The sequence below is a fragment of the Pantoea sp. genome, assembly GCF_028283705.1.
Taxonomy (GTDB): Bacteria; Pseudomonadota; Gammaproteobacteria; order Enterobacterales; family Enterobacteriaceae; genus Pantoea.
Genome location: NZ_JAPWKD010000005.1, coordinates 99,167 through 121,729, shown reverse-complemented (window position 1 = coordinate 121,729; position 22,563 = coordinate 99,167). Strand labels below are relative to the sequence as shown.

Annotated in this window: 22 protein-coding genes; 15 read left to right on the top strand and 7 right to left on the bottom strand. The window is 54.6% G+C overall.

Features of this window, described 5'->3' with window-relative positions:
* Window positions 1-137 precede the first annotated feature (137 nt).
* A complete protein-coding gene (greB, locus tag PW844_RS04025) occupies window positions 138-641 on the top strand; it encodes a transcription elongation factor GreB (protein ID WP_084877502.1) in 504 nt (167 codons plus the stop codon).
* Between the two features lie 99 nt (window positions 642-740).
* On the opposite strand, the gene yjbE is transcribed toward greB, so the two are convergent.
* On the bottom strand, window positions 741-986 hold the full coding sequence (yjbE, locus tag PW844_RS04020; protein ID WP_299448200.1) for an exopolysaccharide production protein YjbE: 246 nt from the start codon (window positions 984-986) through the stop codon (window positions 741-743).
* 512 nt (window positions 987-1,498) lie between these two features.
* Between yjbE and ompR the strand changes: the two genes are divergently transcribed.
* A complete protein-coding gene (ompR, locus tag PW844_RS04015; protein WP_001157751.1) occupies window positions 1,499-2,218 on the top strand; it encodes a two-component system response regulator OmpR in 720 nt (239 codons plus the stop codon).
* On the top strand, window positions 2,215-3,573 hold the full coding sequence (envZ, locus tag PW844_RS04010) for a two-component system sensor histidine kinase EnvZ (protein ID WP_299447655.1): 1,359 nt from the start codon (window positions 2,215-2,217) through the stop codon (window positions 3,571-3,573). Before ompR ends, envZ begins: the two co-directional genes overlap by 4 nt.
* Window positions 3,574-3,680: 107 nt before the next feature.
* Here envZ and pckA read toward each other — a convergent pair whose 3' ends face one another.
* From pckA to PW844_RS03985, 5 genes are all read right to left on the bottom strand, one after another.
* Entirely contained in the window at window positions 3,681-5,300 is a 1,620-nt protein-coding gene (gene pckA / locus PW844_RS04005; RefSeq protein WP_299447653.1) for a phosphoenolpyruvate carboxykinase (ATP), read from the bottom strand.
* A gap of 215 nt (window positions 5,301-5,515) precedes the next feature.
* Window positions 5,516-6,382 (bottom strand): Hsp33 family molecular chaperone HslO, encoded by an 867-nt coding sequence (gene hslO / locus PW844_RS04000; protein WP_299447651.1) that lies wholly within the window; start codon window positions 6,380-6,382, stop codon window positions 5,516-5,518.
* Window positions 6,383-6,407: 25 nt separating this feature from the next.
* Window positions 6,408-6,809 (bottom strand): ribosome-associated heat shock protein Hsp15, encoded by a 402-nt coding sequence (gene hslR / locus PW844_RS03995; protein WP_299447648.1) that lies wholly within the window; start codon window positions 6,807-6,809, stop codon window positions 6,408-6,410.
* Window positions 6,810-6,822: 13 nt separating this feature from the next.
* Complete coding sequence (gene yrfG, locus PW844_RS03990; RefSeq protein ID WP_299447645.1) at window positions 6,823-7,491, bottom strand: GMP/IMP nucleotidase; 669 nt, start codon at window positions 7,489-7,491, stop codon at window positions 6,823-6,825.
* Window positions 7,492-7,543: 52 nt separating this feature from the next.
* Entirely contained in the window at window positions 7,544-9,685 is a 2,142-nt protein-coding gene (locus PW844_RS03985; RefSeq protein ID WP_299447642.1) for an intracellular growth attenuator family protein, read from the bottom strand.
* 405 nt (window positions 9,686-10,090) lie between these two features.
* Between PW844_RS03985 and nudE the strand changes: the two genes are divergently transcribed.
* Window positions 10,091-10,657: an ADP compounds hydrolase NudE gene (gene nudE / locus PW844_RS03980; RefSeq protein WP_084877477.1), complete on the top strand. Its 567-nt coding sequence runs from the start codon at window positions 10,091-10,093 to the stop codon at window positions 10,655-10,657.
* Window positions 10,658-10,725: 68 nt separating this feature from the next.
* On the opposite strand, the gene mrcA is transcribed toward nudE, so the two are convergent.
* Window positions 10,726-13,275 carry a peptidoglycan glycosyltransferase/peptidoglycan DD-transpeptidase MrcA gene (gene mrcA / locus PW844_RS03975; protein ID WP_299447634.1) on the bottom strand — a complete coding sequence of 850 codons (2,550 nt, stop codon included), beginning with the start codon at window positions 13,273-13,275 and terminating at the stop codon, window positions 10,726-10,728.
* Between the two features lie 222 nt (window positions 13,276-13,497).
* On the opposite strand from mrcA, the gene pilM reads away from it, so the two are divergent.
* From pilM to PW844_RS03920, 11 genes are all read left to right on the top strand, one after another.
* Window positions 13,498-14,292, top strand: coding sequence for a pilus assembly protein PilM (gene pilM / locus PW844_RS03970; RefSeq protein WP_299447632.1), 795 nt, complete (start codon window positions 13,498-13,500; stop codon window positions 14,290-14,292).
* Window positions 14,292-14,834, top strand: coding sequence for a PilN domain-containing protein (locus PW844_RS03965; RefSeq protein ID WP_299447630.1), 543 nt, complete (start codon window positions 14,292-14,294; stop codon window positions 14,832-14,834). The genes pilM and PW844_RS03965 overlap by 1 nt, the downstream gene beginning before the upstream one ends.
* Entirely contained in the window at window positions 14,827-15,321 is a 495-nt protein-coding gene (locus PW844_RS03960; RefSeq protein ID WP_299447628.1) for a hypothetical protein, read from the top strand. The genes PW844_RS03965 and PW844_RS03960 overlap by 8 nt, the downstream gene beginning before the upstream one ends.
* Window positions 15,311-15,700: a HofP DNA utilization family protein gene (locus tag PW844_RS03955; protein ID WP_299447626.1), complete on the top strand. Its 390-nt coding sequence runs from the start codon at window positions 15,311-15,313 to the stop codon at window positions 15,698-15,700. The genes PW844_RS03960 and PW844_RS03955 overlap by 11 nt, the downstream gene beginning before the upstream one ends.
* Window positions 15,645-16,901 carry a DNA uptake porin HofQ gene (gene hofQ, locus PW844_RS03950; protein ID WP_299449143.1) on the top strand — a complete coding sequence of 419 codons (1,257 nt, stop codon included), beginning with the start codon at window positions 15,645-15,647 and terminating at the stop codon, window positions 16,899-16,901. Before PW844_RS03955 ends, hofQ begins: the two co-directional genes overlap by 56 nt.
* 477 nt (window positions 16,902-17,378) lie before the next feature.
* Window positions 17,379-17,900 (top strand): shikimate kinase AroK, encoded by a 522-nt coding sequence (gene aroK / locus PW844_RS03945; RefSeq protein WP_041525861.1) that lies wholly within the window; start codon window positions 17,379-17,381, stop codon window positions 17,898-17,900.
* 38 nt (window positions 17,901-17,938) lie between these two features.
* Window positions 17,939-19,030 (top strand): 3-dehydroquinate synthase, encoded by a 1,092-nt coding sequence (gene aroB / locus PW844_RS03940; protein WP_299447624.1) that lies wholly within the window; start codon window positions 17,939-17,941, stop codon window positions 19,028-19,030.
* 170 nt (window positions 19,031-19,200) lie between these two features.
* Window positions 19,201-20,229 carry an SPOR domain-containing protein gene (locus PW844_RS03935; RefSeq protein ID WP_299447623.1) on the top strand — a complete coding sequence of 343 codons (1,029 nt, stop codon included), beginning with the start codon at window positions 19,201-19,203 and terminating at the stop codon, window positions 20,227-20,229.
* Between the two features lie 96 nt (window positions 20,230-20,325).
* Window positions 20,326-21,138 (top strand): adenine-specific DNA-methyltransferase, encoded by an 813-nt coding sequence (gene dam / locus PW844_RS03930; RefSeq protein WP_299447621.1) that lies wholly within the window; start codon window positions 20,326-20,328, stop codon window positions 21,136-21,138.
* A 65-nt stretch (window positions 21,139-21,203) separates the two neighbouring features.
* Entirely contained in the window at window positions 21,204-21,887 is a 684-nt protein-coding gene (gene rpe, locus PW844_RS03925) for a ribulose-phosphate 3-epimerase (protein ID WP_084877443.1), read from the top strand.
* Window positions 21,871-22,548 carry a phosphoglycolate phosphatase gene (locus PW844_RS03920; protein ID WP_299447618.1) on the top strand — a complete coding sequence of 226 codons (678 nt, stop codon included), beginning with the start codon at window positions 21,871-21,873 and terminating at the stop codon, window positions 22,546-22,548. Before rpe ends, PW844_RS03920 begins: the two co-directional genes overlap by 17 nt.
* Window positions 22,549-22,563 lie beyond the last annotated feature (15 nt).

Sequence of the window (22,563 nt, the reverse complement as noted above, 5' to 3'; positions counted from 1 at the left end):
CCAGACAGTGGCAGGTGAATCCGTCATTTTCTGAATGCGTTTCGCACATTGCCGCCCCGATCTTGCTGATGTCCGCCTGGTCGCATATTGTTAGCCTCCACTATGCTAAATAAGACCTGCTACGACGAGTTGACGCGATGAAAACCCAACTGATTACCCGCGAGGGCTATAACAAATTGCGTGCTGAGCACGATCATTTGTGGAATGAAAAGCGTCCGGAAATCACCAAAATTGTCTCCTGGGCCGCCAGCCTGGGCGATCGTTCGGAAAATGCCGATTACACCTACAACAAACGCCTGCTGCGACAAATCGACCGCCGCGTGCGTTATCTGCGTAAATGCCTGGCGGAGCTGAAGATCGTCGATTACGCACCGCAGCAGGAGGGGAAGGTTTTCTTTGGCGCCTGGGTTGAGGTGGAGAACGAGCAGGGTGATGTGAAACGGTTTCGCATTGTCGGCCCGGATGAGATCTACGGCGACGTAAAAGATTACATCTCGATTGATTCGCCGATGGCGCGTGCGCTGATCAAAAAGGAAGTGGATGACGAAGTGGCGGTGACGACGCCGGAAGGGCAGAAGCTTTGGCTGGTGAACCGCATTGAATATGTGAAAGACGCAGAAGAAAAAAGGGGCGGAGAATAAGAGCTTTTGTAAGAAAGCCGGGGGTAAAAATTATTCTCCGCTGGCGAAAGGGCTGGTAAAACACCTGAGGCGCTGCGTTCCTGCCGCGCCTGCAATCTGTTATTTAGCAGGATGGGTCATGGTAGTGGTTGAGGTGGATGTCGAGGTGCCGTTGCCGTTACCTCCAGCGGTCGCTAACGCCACACCCAGCAATGCCGCTACGGTACCGATACCGACGGCTTCCGATGTGCCTTTCGCGTTTGCAGATGCCTGAGAACCCGCCGCCTCTCCGATGCCGGGGGCTGCATGGACCTGGGTACTGCTGGTCAGCACCAATACGCTCAGCAGAAATAAACTTTTTTTCATTTTCTTTCTCTCCACATGAACTCAATTTCAACAGGTACGGAAGCAGTGTCTGAGATCATGCCGGGAGAAGGAAGTGGGTGTTAATGATTGATTTTTATTACTTTATTTAACTGTGGCCTTAATTTCGTCAGGGCCAGAGATTCATCCGAGAGAAGAAGCGCAGCGTAATAAAAAAACACCACATTTTATGCTTCCGGCAGAGGTTCGATGGGATATTCTGAGAAGGAATGGTCAGAAAAATGGCAAACGATGCCTTCCGCGACAGGCCTGGGTCAGCAGAACCAGTGACAAAAAGAAAAGGGGGGGATTTTTCAGAGATCCCTCAAACATATTGATCGAATGAGCAAAAAGCGAGAAATGCGCCACAATTAAGCGGTGAAATTAAAGATAAGCTGCTGTTTAATATGCTTTGTAACAATTTCGGCTAGAATATAAACCATTAATGACTGTCACTGTAAGGCATCTTTTTTTAACAATATTGGCTCAGGCAATGGCGCCTTTGGGAGTTGAACATGCAAGAGAACTACAAAATTCTGGTCGTCGATGATGATATGCGTTTGCGCGCGTTGCTCGAGCGCTATCTCACCGAACAGGGCTTTCAGGTGCGCAGCGTTGCCAACGCCGAGCAAATGGATCGTCTGTTAACCCGCGAATCTTTCCACCTGATGGTGCTCGACCTGATGTTGCCGGGCGAAGATGGTTTGTCGATTTGCCGCCGTCTGCGCAGCCAAAGCAATCCAATGCCGATCATTATGGTTACCGCCAAAGGCGAAGAAGTGGACCGTATTGTCGGGCTGGAAATTGGTGCCGACGACTATATTCCGAAGCCTTTCAACCCGCGTGAATTGCTGGCGCGTATCCGTGCTGTGCTGCGCCGTCAGGCGAATGAGCTGCCGGGCGCACCTTCGCAGGAAGAGGCCGTTATTGCCTTTGGTAAATTCAAGCTGAACCTGGGTACGCGTGAGATGTTCCGTGAAGATGAGCCTATGCCGCTCACCAGCGGGGAATTTGCCGTACTGAAAGCGCTGGTCAGCCACCCGCGTGAACCGTTGTCGCGCGATAAGCTGATGAATCTGGCGCGTGGTCGTGAGTACAGTGCGATGGAACGTTCCATCGATGTGCAGATTTCCCGTCTGCGTCGTATGGTGGAAGAAGATCCAGCACATCCGCGCTACATTCAGACCGTGTGGGGTCTTGGTTACGTATTCGTTCCGGACGGCAGTAAAGCATGAGGCGATTGCGCTTCTCACCTCGCAGTTCGTTTGCCCGCACTCTGTTATTGATCGTTACCTTGCTGTTCGTCAGCCTGGTAACGACCTATCTGGTGGTGCTGAATTTCGCCATTCTTCCCAGCCTGCAGCAGTTCAACAAAGTCCTCGCTTATGAAGTCCGTATGCTGATGACCGACCGCCTGCAACTGGAGGATGGCACACAGCTGGAAGTGCCTCCGGCCTTCCGGCGTGAAATCTATCGTGAGCTGGGGATCTCGCTGTATACCAATGCTGCGGCGGAAGAGAGTGGGTTGCGCTGGGCGCAACACTACGAATTCCTGAGCGAGCAGATGGCGCAGCAGCTTGGCGGGCCAACCGATGTGCGGGTAGAAGTGAATAAAAACTCTCCCGTGGTGTGGCTGAAAACCTGGTTGTCACCCGATATCTGGGTGCGTGTGCCGCTGACCGAAATCCATCAGGGGGATTTCTCGCCGCTGTTCCGCTACACGCTGGCGATTATGCTGCTGGCGATAGGCGGTGCCTGGCTGTTTATCCGTATCCAGAACCGACCTTTGGTTGATCTTGAACATGCCGCCTTGCAGGTGGGGAAAGGCATTATTCCGCCGCCGCTGCGTGAATATGGCGCATCGGAAGTGCGTTCGGTGACGCGCGCCTTTAACCAGATGGCGGCTGGCGTGAAGCAACTGGCGGATGACCGTACCCTACTAATGGCGGGTGTCAGCCATGATCTGCGCACCCCGCTGACGCGTATTCGCCTCGCTACCGAGATGATGAGTGAAGAGGACGGCTATCTGGCTGAGTCGATTAACAAAGATATCGAAGAGTGCAACGCGATTATCGAGCAGTTCATCGACTATCTGCGCACCGGCCAGGAGATGCAGACTGAGCGTGCCGATCTGAATAGCGTGCTGGGTGAAGTCGTCGCAGCCGAGAGTGGCTATGAGCGCGAGATTGAGAATGCGGTGATGCCGGAGGAGTTGATGCTGGATATCAACCCACTGTCGATTAAGCGTGCCGTGGCGAATCTGGTGGTCAATGCCGCGCGTTATGGCAACGGCTGGATCAAGGTCAGCAGTGGGCAGGAGCTGAATCGCGCCTGGTTCCAGGTGGAAGATGATGGTCCGGGGATTAAACCGGAACAGCTACAGCATCTGTTCCAGCCTTTTGTGCGCGGCGATAGTGCGCGTAGTACCAGTGGTACCGGGCTGGGTCTGGCGATTGTGCAGCGTATTATCGATGCGCATGAAGGGTCGCTGGAAATTGGCGTCAGTGAACACGGTGGCCTGCGTATTCGCGCCTGGTTGCCGGTGCCGGAGACCGGCACCGCGCTGGTCAACAGCAACCATAACGCCTGACAGGCAAAGCAAAAACCTGTTGTAGCGGCGCAATTTATTGCGCATTTTTGGCCGGGGCACGGCTAAAAGAGCATGATAAATCGCGCCGCTACGAGTCAGGGCCGTTGTTAGATTTGCGGTCCGGCGTTCACCAACGCGGCTCCGGCGGCGTTATCGGTGTATTTCTCAAAGTTATTGATAAAACGCTGTGCCAGGTCCTGTGCGGCCTCCTGCCATGCCGCAGGGCTGGACCAGCTGGCGCGTGGATCGAGCATTGCCTCACTCACCTGTGCCAGCCGTGTGGGGATTTGCAGGTTAAATACCGGCAGCGTTTGCGTCTCAACATCATCCAGTTCACCCGCCAGAATGGCGTTGATAATCGCGCGGGTGTCTTTCAGCGAAATGCGTTTGCCGTTACCGTTCCAGCCAGTATTCACGAGGTAAGCCTGCGCGCCTGCTGCTTCCATGCGTTTAACCAGCACATCCGCGTACTGCGTTGGATGCAGGGTCAGAAACGCGGCACCAAAACAGGCTGAGAAAGTGGGCATTGGCTGAGTCACGCCGCGTTCCGTACCGGCCAGTTTGGCGGTAAAGCCAGACAGGAAATGATATTGCGTCTGTTCTGGTGTTAAGCGGGCCACCGGTGGCAGCACGCCGAAGGCATCGGCAGTGAGGAAAATAACGCGTTGCGCATGACCCGCTTTGGACACCGGCCGCACGATGTTTTCGATGTGCTCAATCGGGTAGGAGACACGGGTGTTTTCGGTTTTGCTGCCATCGGCATAATCGACGCTACCATCAGCATTAACCACCACGTTCTCCAGCAGTGCATCGCGGCGAATCGCGTTATAGATTTCCGGTTCAGCCTGCGCCGAGAGATTAATGGTTTTGGCATAGCAACCACCTTCAAAATTGAAGACTCCATCATCGTCCCAGCCGTGCTCATCATCACCAATCAACTGACGATCGGGATCGGTTGACAGCGTAGTTTTGCCGGTGCCGGAGAGACCGAAGAACACGGCGACATCACCTGCTTTACCGACGTTGGCCGAGCAGTGCATCGACGCGATACCCTTCAGCGGCAGCAGATAATTCATGATAGCGAACAGACCCTTCTTCATCTCGCCGCCGTACCAGGTGCCGCCAATCAGTTGCATGCGTTCTGTCAGGTTAAAAGCAACAAAGTTCTCTGAATGCAATCCCTGCGCCTGCCAGTTAGGATTGGTACAACGCGCTGCGTTCATCACCACGAAATCCGGGGTGAACTGCGCCAGTTCTTCATCACTCGGACGGATGAACATGTTTGTGACGAAGTGTGCCTGCCAGGCCACTTCCATCACGAAGCGCACGCTGAGGCGTGTATCCGGGTTGGCACCGCAGAACGCATCCACCACAAACAGGCGTTTACCGGATAACTGCTGGGTAACGCACTGCTTCAGCGCCTGCCAGGTTTCGGCCGTCAGGGGCTGGTTATCATTCTTGCCTTCCCCCACGTCATTCCACCACAGGGTGTTGCGTGTGGTGCCATCGCGCACGATGTATTTATCTTTTGGTGAGCGGCCGGTGAAAATGCCGGTATCAACAGCGATAGCCCCGCTTTGTGTCAGGATGCCGCGCGCATAGCCTTCCAACTCAGGGCGGGTTTCTTCCTGAAACAGGGTGTCGAAGTCCGGGTTGTACACCACTTCCGTGGTGTCGTTGATGCCTAAAGTGGCGAGATCTTGCGATGTCAGGCCGTTAATGCGCATGTGAATGCTCCTTTAATCGGTGTCTGTTTTTATTATTAATTATGAGGGGGATGATCGCGCGCAGTGTACTCCACCGGGCAGGAGGGGAAAGGTTTGTTAGTCAGAAATGCGACTCAACGCGCATTGGCAGATAAATCAATTAGTTATAAAACTAATGTCAGAGAAAAGAAGGTAATTTAAGTAAGAATTAAGGGCGGCAGTAGCCGCCCAGATAATCAGTGCAGCTGATCGCTGCTACCGGTTGGTGTATTACGAATCGCCGCGATATCGACGGCATCGTAAACATAATGTGTGCCGCAATAATCGCAGTGCATGTCGATTTCACCATCCTCTTCGAGGATCTCATCAACTTCTTCCACCGGCAGCGTTTTCAGCACTTCGCCACAGCGTTCGCGCGAACAGGTACATTTGAAGCTTACCGGCGTGGGATCGTACACCGTGGCTTCTTCCTGATGATACAAACGCCACAAGACATCGGTGGCTGGCAGCTCGATCAACTCTTCAGCTTTGACGGTTTCGGTCAGTGTCGCCAGATGATTGAAATCGTCGAGGTTTGGCTCCTGAGCAGGCAGCACCTGCAACAGAATCCCGGCAGCACCCTTTTCATTGGTGCGAATGAACAGGCGGGTTGGCAACTGCTCAGAACGCATAAAGTAATCTTCCAGGCATCCTGCCAGCGTGTCTGCTTCCAGACCGACTACACCCTGATAGCGCTCGCCCTTTTCCGGGGAAATGGTGATTACCAGATAACCGTTCCCGACCATCTGCTTCAGGCTGCTGCCTGGCGCGATCTCTTCTTTTACTCGCGCCACACCACGCAGCTCCTGACGGTTATTCCCGTTGATCACCGCCAGCGACAGCGGGCCATCGCCCTGCAACTGCACGGTGATGTCACCATCAAACTTCAGCGTGGCGGTCAGCAGGCTAGTGGCAACCAGTAACTCGCCCAGCAGGTTTTTTACCGGCTCAGCGTAGTCGTGGTTTTCCACGATCTCGCTCCAGGTTTTTGAAACATTCACCAGCTCGCCGCGCACGGCCGCATTTTCAAACAGGTAACGGTGCAGTTGATCTTGAACAGACATAGATTTTCTCTCGTAGGGGCGCGAGTTATTCCTCGCCCGACAATTTAAATTTCATCAGATCGCGGCGCTCCTTCTTATCAGGGCGGCGATCGGGGTGCGGCATACTCAGGGCGTTCATTTTGCGCGCCAGAGCCAGCTTTTCCCGTTTCTCAATACTGGCGGCGGTTTCTGCGTACAGCGCCTGGGCTTCAGTGGCCGGGCGGCGTTGATCGCTGATGGCAGTGATGATCACGGTGCGTTCATCATTGCCCTGACGCAGCGTCAGCTCTGCTTCCAGTTCCACCAGCTTGCTCGGCTTACTGCGCTGGCCGTTGTAATGCACCTTGCCGCCTTCAATCATTTCGCGCGCGATGGCACGGGTTTTATAAAAGCGCGCCGCCCACAGCCATTTGTCGAGGCGTACGCCTTCGCTGTCTTTCTCTTTCATTGCGGCTCCTGATTTAACGAAGCGAAGCAAGCAACTCACGGTAATCCCTCACTGCCGGATGGCGACTGAAGGATTGATCCGGGCGACCGGAATCCGGATTGCTTACGCCTAAGCACCAGCGGATACCCCAGCGCATCGCGGCATCAAGAATCGGTTCACTGTCGTCAATGAACAGTGTGCGCGCATTGTTGAAACCGGTTTGCTGCTGTACCGCCTGCCAGAGACGCTGGTCTTCTTTCGGATACCCAAAGGTATGGGTAGAAAGCAATAAATCAAGGTGGGCAGACAATCCGGTCTGCGCCAGTTTGACGTCCAGATTGTATGGATGGGCATTGGTCAGCAAAATCGTGCGTTTACCTGCCGCTCGCAGCGCCTGCAAAAAAGGTAGCGTATCCTCACGCAGGGCAGCGCGTTCACGCTGCGCGAAGGTCATGGCACGAATATCTAACGCCAGCTCTTGCGACCAGTAATCCAGACAGTACCAGTTTAGCGTATGCGCCACGGCATGATACTTTTCCCGAATCAATTGATGGGCTTCGTTCAGCGTGATGGCTCGCTCACGACTCAGGGTTTCTGGTACATGTTCCAGCCAGAAATGGCGATCAAAGGCGAGATCGAGCAGGGTGCCGTCCATGTCCAGCAGCACGGTGTCGATCCCGGTCCAGTTAAGCGTAGCCTGCATGTTAATTCCCGCCCTGAAAACAGGGCGACAGGGTAGCACAGAAGGGAAAGGCTCAGAACAGTGAGCGCACGCTCTGCATAGTGCTGAGATTGTGATTAAAACATTTGTCGTAATACTGCTGTATCTCGGCCATACGGCGGCGGTTGCGATGCACACGGCGTAACGCCAGCAGGCCGTTAATCAATGCGCAGGCAATCAACACCACCATCAGTAACGCGGTGCCGAGATAGCGCCACTGCGCCATGGCATCGGGTTCATTATGTAGCGCGATGTGGCGGGTGCCGTTGGCATCAGTGGTAATGCTGGTAATGATGCCGCTGGCGGAGAAGGGCGTGTGCAGCAGCATTGCGGACATGCGTTGCAGTTCGCGCCACTGCGATGGCGCATCGAGGTCAAACAGCGGCACGGCCGGTTGCGGTTGGTTCACCAGCTGACGACCTTCATCGCTAATAATCAGAAAACCACCCGGCGGCGGGCTGTTGAGATTTTCCGCTGCCCGGCGGGTTTCGCGTGAGAAGAAGGTAGAGGTCGCGGTATTGACCAGATTTTCCAGCGCCTCAGCGCTCACCGGGCGCAGCAGCACGTTCATACCGTTCAGACGCCCGGAATCTGCGCGATGGATCAACGTGTCCCAGTCTTTGGCATTGCCGAGGTTAACCAGCGCGTTTTTCAGTCGCACACAGTCCTGCTGCTGGCTACACAAATCCTGAGTTTTCAGCACCAAATCGGAGAAGTCATCCAGTAAAATCATGCCCGACTTCTGAATCGCAGAAGCGAGTTGCGGGTTGAGTTTAGGGTCGGTGTTGGTTTCAGGGTGCAGCTGGCGCGTAGTGGTGTCGAGCAGCGCGGCGGCTTTATCGATAATATCGGATTGTGGCTGCGGCAGCGGCGTGGCGTTATTCCAGTAGATGGCCGAGCAATCGAACGGCATAAAAGTGTAGCTGCGATTGCTCTGGTAGTTACCCGGCACGGAACACATGCCGGTGCCGCTGACCTTCAGGCTATCGCCAATATGCAACGGCATCGCATTCAGCTTATCAACGTTATTCACTTCCAGGCTTTCGGTGCCTTTCACCCAGGCGAGACTGAGCTTGATGGGCATGCTGAGCGGAATCCAGCTGACCAGCATGATCAGCACCAGCAGCGAACCGCAGGCCAGCACCAGATTTTTGCGCCAGCGCTGTACCGGGAAGTTACGTACTTCATCCTGCAATGACAGGAAACGCCCCTGACGTACCACCTGGCGATTCAGGTAAATCTCGACATCGGTCACCTGGCCCAGATCGTGTGCCACGTAGGGCTGCCAGTGGGGCGGATAAACTAAATCGATAATACCGAGGGAGATGTTGCTTTGTTCCTGATTTGACTCACCAAACAGCCCCCAGCGTTTTGGTGCGCCGCGCAGGCAATGCACGTCACGTAAATCTTTTTCACCCGGGCAGCGGTAGAGAAACCACAGACTGACGGCGATCATCGCGCCACCCAGCAGGGCGATCCATACCATCATGCTGCCAGGCAGTACCAGACTCAGGAAGAACAACAGGAAAGCAAAACAGATAGTGGCCGCTTCGCGGGTACCATCGGTGCGGGACAGCGCATATTCTTCTGGCGTTTCTTTACGCACCTGCAACAGCTCGACATTTTCACTCTCTTCCTTGCGGATTGAGGCATTGGTCGACATCGAGCGTACCAGTGGCGGCAGCGCGGGCTGTTCAACGGCGTAGTCCACCAGTGAATGACCATTCAGCGAGATCACCAGCGGCAGGGTTTGGGTGCGAATCAGTTCAACGTAATTTTCATCGGCGATGTACTGTTCCCACAGTGGCGGCAGATGCACTTCGACCGCATCCAGATAGTAACGCCATTTCTGCGGCGCATCGGTCGATAAACCATAACGGGTGATAGCACGGGTGACAGGATAGACATTGTTGCTTTGCGCCGTCAGCGTTAATCCTTCAGGTTCCCGCTGTTTCTTGCTGGCGCGCATGTCTTGCTGTTGATGCTGTTTCGCCAGCGAGGCAATGTACTTTTCAACAGCAGCACGTTCTTCGTCAGTGAGTTTACGGCAGGGCGGATTAATGAACGGCAGAGGTTTCGCCAACGGCGGACGATGCCGCATAGCGTACCAATAACCTATGCCTGCCAGCATTGAGCAAGCCATCACGATGGCCAGAATAATGATAATTGTGCTCATGCTATGCTCAGTTCAGCCAAAAAACTGCCTTCACGTTAACGATCTGCTCCCGGTGAATGATCAATACAGGTCAATTTTGGCGAGCTGATGTCATTCTGACAAGTGAAATGTCAGATAAAATAACGCGCAAAATCATTAAATTAGAAATTATTAGATTATTCCTTATCGGAATATTATCGGGACCCCACTCAATTAAAAATCGGTATTTTCTGAATTTACCTTCTCCCGGTTGACTTATTGTGAGAGTTTTAAAGCTGAAATAACAATATGTTGTTAGTACCGGTTAGTAAATATATGACATCTTAGTTTACCTGCGCTGTTTGTCGCACATTTATTCGGGCTTCGGTATGCTGTGCCGATGCTGGCATTATCGCATCACAAGGTCGTGCAAAGTTTGAGGTTGATATGAAAACTCCACAGAAAAAACCTGACATCCTCAACGTGGCAGCGGTGGCCCGCTCCCGATTGTTTACCATCGAAGCAGTCGATCTCGCTTTCAGTAATGGCGCCCGGCGGGTTTACGAGCGCATGAAACCTTCCGATCGGGAAGCGGTGATGATTGTCCCCATCCTCGGTGACGATGTGATTCTGATCCAGGAATATGCCGTCGGGCTGGAAAGTTACGAACTGGGTTTCCCAAAAGGACTCATCGATCCGGGTGAAAGTGCGTTTGAAGCGGCAGATCGTGAGCTAAAAGAAGAGGTCGGTTTTGGTGCGACTAAACTGGAAACGTTGGGCAAACTCACTATGGCTCCCTCTTATTTCTCCAGCAAGATGAACATTGTGGTGGCGGAAGGGCTGTATGAGGAAAAGCTGGAGGGGGATGAACCAGAACCACTGATTGTCCGCCGCTGGCCCCTCAATAACCTGCTGGCTTTGCTGGAAGAACCTGATTTCCGTGAGGCCCGCAACGTGAGTGCATTGTTTTTGGTGCGTGAATGGCTGGTGAAACAGGGACGGCTGAGTTACTGAAGCTTCACGCATCAGGTTATTGCGGATGAGCATCATAAAAAAGCCGGCATATTTGCCGGCTTTTTTTATCAGAACAATTCGTGGCTTTGCCCGTTGTCCATAATGGTGGTGCCGACATCATGGACCGAATATTCGGTCGGCTGCGTACCATTGATAAAGAACTCCTGACGCGTATTACCGCCGCCATTCGCCAGCTTGCCGGTGCCGCGATCGATGGTTACCGTTACCACGCCATCTGGCGGTGTTAACGGTTGAACCGGGACGCCATCCAGTGCGGATTTCATATAATCATCCCACGCCGGTTGTGCACTCTTCGCACCACCTTCATAGCCGGAGATTTGATCCGGAATGGCACCCGAAACCGTAGTGCGGCCCAACGCACGAGAATCATCGAAGCCGATCCATACCGACGTCACGACGCCAGGACCGTAACCGGAGAACCAGGCATCTTTCGAGCTGTTGGTGGTACCGGTTTTACCGCCGATATCGTTACGTTTCAGGTCACGACCCGCGCGCCAGCCGGTACCCATCCAACCCGGTTCGCCGAAGACGTTGCTGTTCAGCGCGCTTTTAATCAGGAACGACAGCGGCGTATTGATCACATGCGGAGCATACTGCTGGTCGCCCGCCGGTTGCGGCTGAGCTGGCACCTGTTCCAGCTCCGGCTGTGGAACCGTCTGGTTCTGCGCCTGGCTGGAGACAGCGACGTTTTCGACACTCTCCTCATTCAACGCAACGGATTTTTGCGTATCACCATAAATTACCGGCAAATTGCACTGCGGGCAGGCGATTTTCGGTTTGGCTTCAAATACCGTGGCACCCTGTTCGTTCTCAATCTTCGTAATGAAATACGGATCGATCAGGAAGCCTCCGTTCGCCATCACCGAGTAACCGCGTACTACCTGCATCGGGGTAAATGAAGCGGCACCCAATGCCAGCGATTCGGTATGAATGATGTTCTGTGCCGGGAAGCCGAAACGTTGCAGATACTGCGCTGCGTAATCGACACCCATGGCACGCATCGCTCGCACCATGACGACGTTTTTCGACTGACCTAAGCCCTGACGCAAACGAATAGGGCCGTCATAGGTCGGCGGGGAGTTTTTCGGTCGCCAGTCGGCTCCCGCACCCGCATCCCAACGTGAAATCGGCACGTCGTTCAGAATGGAAGCCAGCGTCAGACCACGGTCCATTGCAGCGGTGTACAGGAATGGCTTGATATTGGAGCCAACCTGACGCAACGCCTGGGTCGCGCGATTGAACATGCTCTGATTGAAGTCAAAACCACCGACCAGCGCGCGTACCGCACCATCTTCAGGATTGAGCGATACCAGAGCCGAGTTCACCAGCGGAACCTGGCCCAGCCACCAGTCATTATCAACCTTACGTACCCAAATCTGCTGGCCTGCCTGTAACACCTGAGACACGCTACGCGGCGTAGGACCTTGCAGGGTGTCGGATTTGTAGGCTCTGGCCCAGCGAACACCGGCCATTGCCAGTGACACGCTGCTGCCATCTTTCAGCATGGCTGTCGCACCGTCGTTACTGACACTGGTGACCACGGCCGGATTAAGCGGGCCATAGAGGGGCAGGTCTTTCAGCGCGTTCTGGATGCGGGTTTGATCCCAGCTGGTTTCACCCGCTTTCCACAACACGTTCGTCGGACCACGATAGCCATGACGCATATCATAGGCGATCACGTTGTTGCGCACAGCCTGCTGTGCCGCTTCCTGCAAACGACGTGTCACGGTGGTGTAAACCTTGTAACCATCCTCGTAGGCGCTGTCACCGTAGCGCTTCACCATCTCCTGGCGCACCATCTCGCTCAGATAAGGGGCGGAGAAGGCGATTTCCGGGCCATGATAACTGGCTACCAGCGGCGTGTTGCGTGCATCATCGTACTGCTGCTGGGTGATGTAATTCTGATCCAGCATGCGGGACAGCACGACATTACGGCGAGCCAGTGCGCGCTGATGCGAGTAGAGCGGGTTGAAGGTGGACGGTGCTTTTGGCAGGCCCGCAATCATCGCCATTTCACTCAGCGATAGCTGATCGACTGATTTACCAAAATAGACCTGCGCAGCAGCACCCACACCATAAGCGCGGTAACCGAGGTAAATCTTATTGAGGTACAGCTCAAGAATTTCATCTTTGGTCAGCAACTGTTCGATGCGGATCGCCAGGAACGCTTCCTTAATCTTACGCATCAGGGTGCGTTCCGGGCTGAGGAAGAAGTTACGCGCGAGCTGCTGGGTAATGGTACTGGCACCCTGCGAAGCATGGCCGGAAACCAGCGCAATGCTGGCAGCACGGAAAATACCAACCGGATCAACACCATGATGCTCGTAGAAACGGCTATCTTCGGTGGCAATAAACGCTTTGATCAGCTCAGGCGGCATTTGTTGCAGGGTAAGCGGCACACGGCGTTTTTCGCCGTACTGGGCGATAAGCTCGCCATCCGCGCTATAAACCTGCATCGGGGTTTGCAGGCGCACATCTTTTAATGTGTTTACGTCGGGCAACTGCGGCTCTATGTACTTGTACAAACCATAAATCGAGCCGGCTCCCAGCAAGATGCAACACACTGCAAGGATCAATAAATACTTTACGAACTTCACCTGAGATTTCCCATCTGTTGTCGTTTGGGCAGTTTATAAACAATCGCGCGGTAGTATAAAGGCAAGCCTGACGCTTTGATATACCCGGCATACTTCAAGTTGCCGGAGCGTTCGCTATCTGCATTCTCTCGGGCCATTAACCTGAGGAGTTATGCACCGGCTGCCATCCTGCAACGCAGGATATTCAGGATTTTTACCTCTAAGGATAAGGAGAGTACGCGCATGGTTTTTCAGCGCTGGCAAATTGGGTTGGATATTCAAAATGGACGGTTTTGTGCGGTGGCGATTCAGCGTCGTCGCCACGGCTGGCAACTCAGGCACTGGCAGCAGCAGACACTGCCACAGGATACGTTAAGAAACGGTGTCCTGCAGTCCTCACCCGCACTGCTGGCGGTGTTACAGCAGTGGCGACGCCAGCTACCCGGGCGCTACTCATTGCGTGTTGGCCTGCCGCCGCAACTGGTGTTGCAACGCGCGTTAACTCTGCCGGACACCACGCTACGCGAACCGGCGCTAAACCGCTATGTGCAGGCGTCAGCGCAAAGGTTATTTCCGGTGGAGCCAGCTTCGCTGGCGCTGGATTATCGCGCATCTTCCTTATCACAATTGTGTATCACGGCGGCACGGCGTGAAGTGATTGCACAATGGCTCACCCCCTTACGACAAGCTGGTTTACAGCCCGATGTGTTTGAGTTGAGCAGCCTGGCGCTGGCGCAGGTGGCGCAGCGTCTGCGACTCAGTCATCAGCAGTTGCTGGTTCATCCGTTGAGCGATCACTGGCTGTGGTATCTGGCCGGTTCAGAGGTTGTCTCTGGATCGAGTACCGGGCCACTGTCGCTGACGCATTTACAGGAGATGTTTCCCCAGGCAGAGACGATGCTGTGTACGGCACCTGTCGACGGGTTTACCGCCATCAAACCCTTTTCGCTGCTGCGCTATTTGCAGCTACCGCAACCGGAAAACGAGGGCGTTTTTGCGCTGGCTCTTGGGCTGGCGTTGCGCCCGGAGGATACCTGATGTTGACGGTAAACCTGCTCCCCTGGCGCGTCCAGCAGTGGCAACGTCAGCGTCAGCGGAGCCTGATGATACTGGTGAGCGCCCCGGGTATTGCTCTGCTGGTGGTGCTGTCAGGCGGCTGGCAGGGGTATCACGCAGCGCAGCAACAGCGTGCTGAGCAACATGCGATCTCTCAAAGGCTGAGCGCGCTGGAACAACATATTCATACCCGTCAGGCATTAGTGCATCAGCGCGATTTCCTGGTGCAGGCGAAACACAGGCAACAGACCCGACAGTTGCAGCACCGGGCCTGGCAACAGTTCTGGCAGCGATTACCGCAACTGATGCCGGAAACACTCTGGCTCAGCCGTATTGAGCGCAGGCAGGGGCAATTATTTCTGGAAGGGCTGGCATCCGGGATGGCCGCGGTAAGTGATTTTCGCTCTCAACTGGCAACCTTGCCGCTATTTCCGGTGATTCGTCAGGGAAATGTGCAACGCCAGCCAGATGGACACTATCGTTTCACCCTGCGCGCCCAGGTCCAGGAGGTGAACGGTGAATGAATGGCTGCAACGCTGGCGACAACTGACGATCACATGGCGAGTGGCCTGGCTGCTGGTGCTGTCATTACCGATATTGGCGGTAGGTTGGTTGGTCATGTTGTTGCCCCAGCAACAGGCGCGGGCTGAGCGGGAACGTCAGCTGATACAGCAAACCCAGCTTGAACAACAGCGTCAGCAGCAGCTGGCTTTGTGGCCCACAACTGATGAACTGATTGCTGAAATCAGCAGGTTACAGCAACCCCTCGTGATGGGTAACTCCCCAAAGCTGCTGGAGTCCATTCTGGCTGCGCGGGGCACTCAACTGGACACATGGCAGCCGGAAAGCCAGCCGCAGCAGGTGGTGTTAAGGCTGAACTGGCAGCAGTTCACTCCGCTGTTTGCTGAGCTGGCGCACACGACATTGCCTGTTCCTGAACGCTTTCAGTTGCAGTCGGAACAAGGGGGCTTGATGGCACAGTTTTGGCTGGAGAAAAGTGATGCGCAGTAGCGTTGTCCTGCTGTTGATACTGTACAGCGCCCTCGCGCCGGCCCGTGACCCTTTCCAGCCGCTTGCCCCTGCCATTTGTCATACCGTTGTTACCTCTGTTGAAGGATGGCGGTTGCAGGGCATCGTCGGCACTCCCCAGCGTTATGTTGCCTGGCTGCGCTCGCCACAGGGCAAAAGTATCAGGCTGACTGAGCAGATGCTTTTACCTTTTTCGAGCTGGCGCGTGCAGCAGGTAACGTCACGAACATTGCGCCTGCATGCGGACCAGAGCTGCTCAGCGCAGCAGATCACCCTACAAATAAAAGGAGGTTTTTATGCCACGGATGAAGGTATGGATACTGTTGCTGCTATGGCTGACCGCGCCACTGCACGCCAATGATCAGCGGCTGAGTCTGGTGTTTGACGATGCGCCGGTTGAGCGTATTTTGCAGGCGCTGGCGGATTATCAGCAAACTAACCTGTTGATCGCGCCTGGCGTTGAAGGGCGGCTCTCGCTGCGGCTGGAAGATGTTGACTGGCAGCGGGCGCTGTCGCTGGTATCCCGGCTGGCTCGGCTGAGTGTGGTGCACGAAGAGGGGGTATTGCTGGTTTATCCGGAAAGCTGGCAGCAATGGCAGACGCAAAAAGCCCAGGCGGAACGCGAAGAACAGCAGCAGCAAATTGCGCTGGCACAGCAGACCGTGACCTTTCATTACGCCAACGCTGGCGATGTCTGGCGCAGTTTGCAGGCGGAACGCTCGCTGCTGACACCGCGCGGTAGCGCCACAGTGGATAGCCGTACCAACAGCCTGTTGCTGCGGGATACGCCGCAGGCATTAAAGGAGGCGACTCGCTGGCTCAGCGCGCTGGATTTGCCGCTGGAGCAGGTCGAGCTGTCGGCTCATATCGTGACCATCAGCGAGGAGCATTTGCGCGAATTGGGGGTCAATTGGGGGATGTCGCCCGCAGAAGACGTGATGCAGGCCCTGCGCAATCCACAACTGGAGATCCCGCTGGCGGTGAGCAATCCTGCCTTTCGCATGGGTGTGACGCTCGGGCAGGTAGGGGGAGAATTACTCAACCTTGAGCTAAGCGCACTGGAACAGGAAAGCCAGATTGAAATCATCGCCAGTCCACGGCTTTTTACCTCGCATCAGCAAACCGCCACCATTAAACAGGGGACGGAAATCCCCTACGAGGTGAAATCCGGTAACAGCGGCGCGACGGCGATTGAATTCAAAGAAGCGGTGCTGGGGATGGAAGTGACGCCGGTAGTACTGGGAAACGGACGCATTCAGTTAAAACTGCGACTGAGCCAGAACATGCCGGGTCGCACCATCAACACTGGGGAGCATCAGGCGTTAAGTATCGATAAGCAGGAAATCGACACGCAGGTAACGCTGCGCGATGGTGAAACTTTAGCACTGGGCGGCATTTTCCAGCAGCAGCGTTCTCAGGGGGAGCATCGGGTGCCCTGGCTGGGGGAATTACCACTGTTGGGAAATCTGTTTCGCCATCAAACGGATGAGCATAAAAAAAAGGAGCTGGTGATTTTCATCACACCCAGACTGGTCAGGGAAGCAGCGCTTACGTCCGGATAATGAGGAAAATTCGCTCAATGATGCCAACTGCGTTGACGCAGGACAGGAATTAGCTTACAAGGTTTAGCGATTTTTAAACGGTGTAACGGAACGCGACAAAAAACCTCCCGATGGGCGACAGTCACAAGCGATACTGGCGTCAGAAGAATGTACACCCCAAATAATGTGTGTTGCAGGAAGGCAACAAGGGAGCGAATCCCCCGGAGCAGTAGGTGATTGGGGATAATTGATCGCAACCAGTATACCTGTAACCTGAAGTATTAAAGGGGTAGCGGAGGTGCGTTACCGTCTCGCGAACCACAGACCGGTCCTGTTAAGAGGTCGCCGGGGGCAATTTATTCGGTTGCCAAACGGCCATGAGTGTTGAGATAATTTTTCGTCTGACTCTTGCTAACGCTCATGAGGTCTCAGTTCCTGTCCCGCCAGCAAAAGCTGAACGCGGGGTATCATCAACGAATTCTTAGTAATACCGACAAAATGGCAGAGAAACGCAATATCTTTCTGGTTGGGCCGATGGGTGCCGGCAAAAGCACTATTGGTCGTCAGTTAGCTCAGCAACTCAATATGGAATTTTTCGATTCCGATCAGGAAATTGAGCGACGTACCGGAGCGGATGTAGGCTGGGTGTTTGACGTTGAAGGCGAAGCGGGTTTCCGCGATCGTGAAGAGAAAATTATCAACGAGCTAACCGAAAAGCAGGGCATCGTGCTGGCGACCGGTGGCGGTTCCGTCAAATCCCGGGAAACCCGTAATCGTCTCTCCGCCCGCGGTGTGGTCGTCTATCTCGAAACCACCATCGAAAAGCAACTTGCCCGCACCCAGCGTGATAAAAAGCGCCCGCTGCTGCAGGTTGACTCTCCGCCGCGCGAAGTGCTGGAAGCGCTGGCTGGCGAACGTAATCCGCTTTATGAAGAGATCGCTGATGTCACTATCCGCACTGACGATCAGAGCGCAAAAGTAGTGGCTAATCAGATCATCAACATGCTGGAAAAAAGTTGATCCAGCGCCTGAGGGCTAAGTAATAGGTATCGGTCATCATGGAGAAGATCACTGTCTCACTGGGGGATCGCAGTTACCCCATCACCATAGCTGCCGGGCTGTTTAACGATCCGGCTTCTTTTTGGCCGCTGAAAGCAGGTGACAATGCCATGCTGGTGACCAACCAGACATTGGCACCGATGTACCTGCAAAAACTGTCGGCACTGTTGAGTGCGGCTGGGGTGAAAGTGGATCAGGTGATCCTGCCCGATGGTGAACAGTACAAAACGCTGGCCGTGATGGATGATGTGTTTACGGCATTGCTGCAAAAACCGCATGGTCGCGATACCACGCTGATTGCCCTTGGTGGCGGCGTGATTGGTGATCTGACCGGGTTTGCTGCGGCCAGCTATCAGCGTGGCGTGCGCTTTATTCAGGTGCCGACGACGCTGCTTTCTCAGGTTGACTCCTCCGTTGGTGGCAAAACCGCCGTTAACCACCCCCTCGGCAAAAACATGATTGGCGCATTTTATCAGCCAGCGTCTGTGGTGGTGGATACCGATTGCCTGGCAACCCTGCCGCCGCGTGAGCTGGCGTCGGGTCTGGCTGAAGTTATCAAATACGGCATCATTCTGGATGGTGATTTTTTCCAGTGGCTGGAGCAAAATCTTGATGCTCTGCTGGCCCTGGATGAAAAAGCCATGGCGTACTGTATTCGCCGTTGCTGCGAGCTGAAAGCCGAAGTGGTCGCTGCCGATGAACGTGAAACCGGTCAGCGTGCGCTGCTCAATCTCGGCCATACTTTTGGTCATGCCATTGAAGCCCATATGGGCTACGGCAACTGGCTGCATGGTGAAGCGGTCGCGGCTGGCATGGTGATGGCCGCACGTACGGCTGAGCGCCTTGGTCAGTTCAGCACGGTCGATACCGATCGCATTATTGCGCTGTTGCTGCGTGCCGGTTTGCCGGTGCATGGCCCGGCTAGCATGACTGCCGAAGAGTATCTGCCGCATATGATGCGCGATAAAAAAGTTCTGGCGGGTGAATTGCGTCTGGTGCTGCCTCTCGCTATTGGTCGCTCTGAAGTGCGTGCTGGCGTGGCACATGATATGGTGCTGGCTGCAATTAACGATTGTCAGAAGTCATTATAATACCCTGAATAATTCGAGTCGCAGGAACGCGGCTGGCGGGCGCATCCCAGGGAGTGGTTATTGATCGCCCCAGATCGCTGCCAACGCAGCTGCGACGCAAAATATGACGGGTAAAAAAGAGAGTGGTGATGCGGTGCGTCGGATGCGTGCCGTTTTACGGAGGAGGCTAAATGGATGAGTTTAAACCGGAAGACGAGTTAAAACCTGATGCCAGTGACCGCCGTCCCACGCGGCCCCGCAAATCGTCGTCTGCACCGAAAGTAAAAGTGCCGGTTTCCCGTCAGCATATGATGATGGGTATCGGGATTTTGGTTCTGTTGCTGTTGGTGCTGGGTATCGGCTCTGCGCTGAATGGCGGCGATGAAAGCAAGAAGCCTGCGAATACGGCAGGTAATACCGGCAATAACAGCGCTGCTCCTGCGACTGGCGGTTCGGAAAAGAATATTGATCTCTCCGGCTCGACCTCCATGAGTGGCCAGCAGAACGCAGCACCGTCAACCGCAGGTGGTGCGACGCCAGATACCAGTAATCCGCAGACGGACGCGAACGGTTCTCAATCCATTTCGATGCCTTCCGTGTCATCGACTCCTACTCAGGCTGCACCGGTTGAAACACCACCGAACCAGCAGCGTGTCACCTTGCCGGGCGATCTCAACAGCGCGCTGAATAATCAGCAGGGGCAGGTTGATAACGCCGCACAGGGTGCACAGGTTAACAGTTCACTGCCGACAGCTCCCGCGACCGTAATCGGCAGCGGTAAAGCCATCACTCCGCCGATTGCACGCGAAGAGAAACCACGTGCCAACAGCCAGCGTGAAACGCACCCGAGTACGCATAAAGCGCCAGCGGCCAGCAAGCCAGCGGTCAGAGAGAGCAAACCACAGTCGACAGTGGCCCACAGCGCCGCACCCGTCAGCAATGGTGGTGCCAGCAAATCTCTGCCTTCAGGCAACTATACGCTGCAACTGAGCGGGGCATCGAAGGCCGAGAGTCTGAATGCCTGGGCGAAGAAACAGAATCTCAGTGGCTACCATGTGTATAAAACCAGCCGTAATGGTCAGCCATGGTATGTGCTGGTGAGTGGTTCTTATGCCACACCGGCTGATGCCAAACGCGCGGTCTCTTCGCTGCCAGCTGAAGTCCGGGCGCAAAATCCCTGGGTGAAACCCCTGAGCCAGGTTAAAAAAGAGAGCGAATAATCATTGTGGGGCCGCATTCACGTGGCCCCGTTTTAAGCGCAGATCTGCTGTCGGTTCCGCCACAGCCAATAATTAAGATGTAATAACCACGACAGCATGAAAAAAAATCGCGCTTTCCTGAAATGGGCTGGAGGGAAATACCCGCTCCTTGACGATATTCGTCGTCATTTGCCACCAGGCGACTGCCTGATCGAGCCTTTTGTCGGCGCGGGTTCTGTGTTTCTTAACACGGACTACGAGCGCTATCATCTGGCCGATATCAACAGTGACCTGATTAATCTGTACAACATTGTCAAAACGCGCACTGCGGAATTTATTGACGATGCCCGTAAGCTATTCACGCCGGAAACTAACTGTGCGGAGTTTTACTACGCGCAGCGCATCGCTTTCAATGCCAGCCGGGATATCTATCAGCGGGCGGTGTTGTTTCTGTATCTCAACCGTCATGGTTACAACGGCCTGTGCCGCTACAATCTGCGGGGCGAGTTCAATGTGCCGTTTGGTCGATATCGCAAACCTTATTTTCCGGAAGCGGAACTGTTGTGGTTTGCTGAGCGGTCGCAAAAAGCCACCTTTGTCTGCGAATCGTACGATGTTACTCTGAACCGCGCTCATAAAGGCTCGGTGGTGTATTGCGATCCGCCATACGCCCCCCTGACAGCGACGGCTAATTTTACCGCCTACCACACCAACAGTTTCAGCCTGTACGAGCAGCAGCATCTGGCGGAACTGGCGGCAATGCTGGCGGAAGAGAGCAGGATCCCGGTATTGATTTCCAACCACGATACCAAGCTGACGCGTGAGTGGTACCGGAATGCGGTATTACACGTTGTCAAAGCCCGGCGTTCCATCAGCCGAAGCATAAGTGGTCGCACGCATGTAGACGAACTGCTGGCGCTTTTCCGCTAGCCTGTTTCGTCCGCGACCAACGCATTACGCCAGTGCACGCTGGCGCACAAAATTGGGAGAATCGGATGAAACAATTTTTACTGGCCCCTTCAATCCTCTCTGCTGACTTTGCCCGTCTGGGTGAGGATACCGCCAGGGCGCTGGCTGCAGGTGGTGACGTGGTGCATTTCGATGTGATGGATAACCACTATGTTCCCAATCTGACCATGGGACCGATGGTGCTGAAAGCGCTGCGCGATTACGGCATCACTGCTCCCATTGACGTTCATCTGATGGTGAAACCGGTTGATGAACTCATCCCGGCATTTGCCAAAGCCGGAGCCAGCTACATCACCTTCCATCCTGAAGCCAGCCAGCATGTCGATCGTACACTGCAACTGATCAAAGAACACGGCTGTAAAGCGGGCCTGGTGTTCAACCCGGCGACACCGCTCAGCTATCTTGATTACGTCATGGATAAACTGGATATCATCCTGCTGATGTCGGTGAATCCTGGCTTTGGCGGTCAATCCTTTATTCCCGGTACGCTGGATAAACTGCGCCAGGCGCGTCGCCTTATCGACCAGAGCGGCTACGATATCCGTCTGGAAGTGGATGGTGGCGTGAAAATTGACAACATCGCTCAGATCGCTGCCGCCGGTGCCGACATGTTTGTCGCCGGTTCTGCCATTTTTGGCCACCCCGATTACAAAAAAGTGATCGATGATATGCGCAGCGAACTGGAGAAAGTTAATGGCTCATTTCACTGATATTCGCGCGCTGGCGTTTGATCTTGATGGCACGCTGGTGGACAGCGCGCCAGGTCTGGCACAAGCCATCGATCATGCTTTGGCCGATCTGCAATTGCCACCCGCTGGCGTGGCGCGCGCCTCGACCTGGATTGGCAACGGTGCGGATGTGATGATGACCCGGGCATTGACCTGGGCACTGGGCCGTGAACCCCAAGAGAATGAACAGCGTGATGCGCGTACGCTGTTTGATAAGTATTACGCGGAGACGGTGGAAGCGGGCAGTACGCTGTTTCCCCAGGTGAAAGCTACGCTGGCAAAACTGGCTGAAAAAGGGTTGCCGCTGGCGATTGTTACCAATAAACCTACGCCGTTTGTTGCGCCTTTACTGGCCTCGCTGGGGATTGCCGAATACTTTTCACTGATCATCGGCGGTGACGATGTGGTGGTGAAAAAGCCGCATCCCGCAGCGATCTTCCTTGTACTGGGACGATTTGGCGTGCTGCCGCAGCAATTACTGTTTGTTGGCGATTCACGCAATGATATCCTCGCTGCCCAGGCGGCAGGCGTACCAAACATCGGCATGACCTTTGGCTACAACTACGGCGAACCTATTGCCAGCAGCCAACCCGATTTAACTCTCGACTCTTTTGACGAACTTTTGCCCGCTCTCGGGCTGTGAATATCAGGACATAAG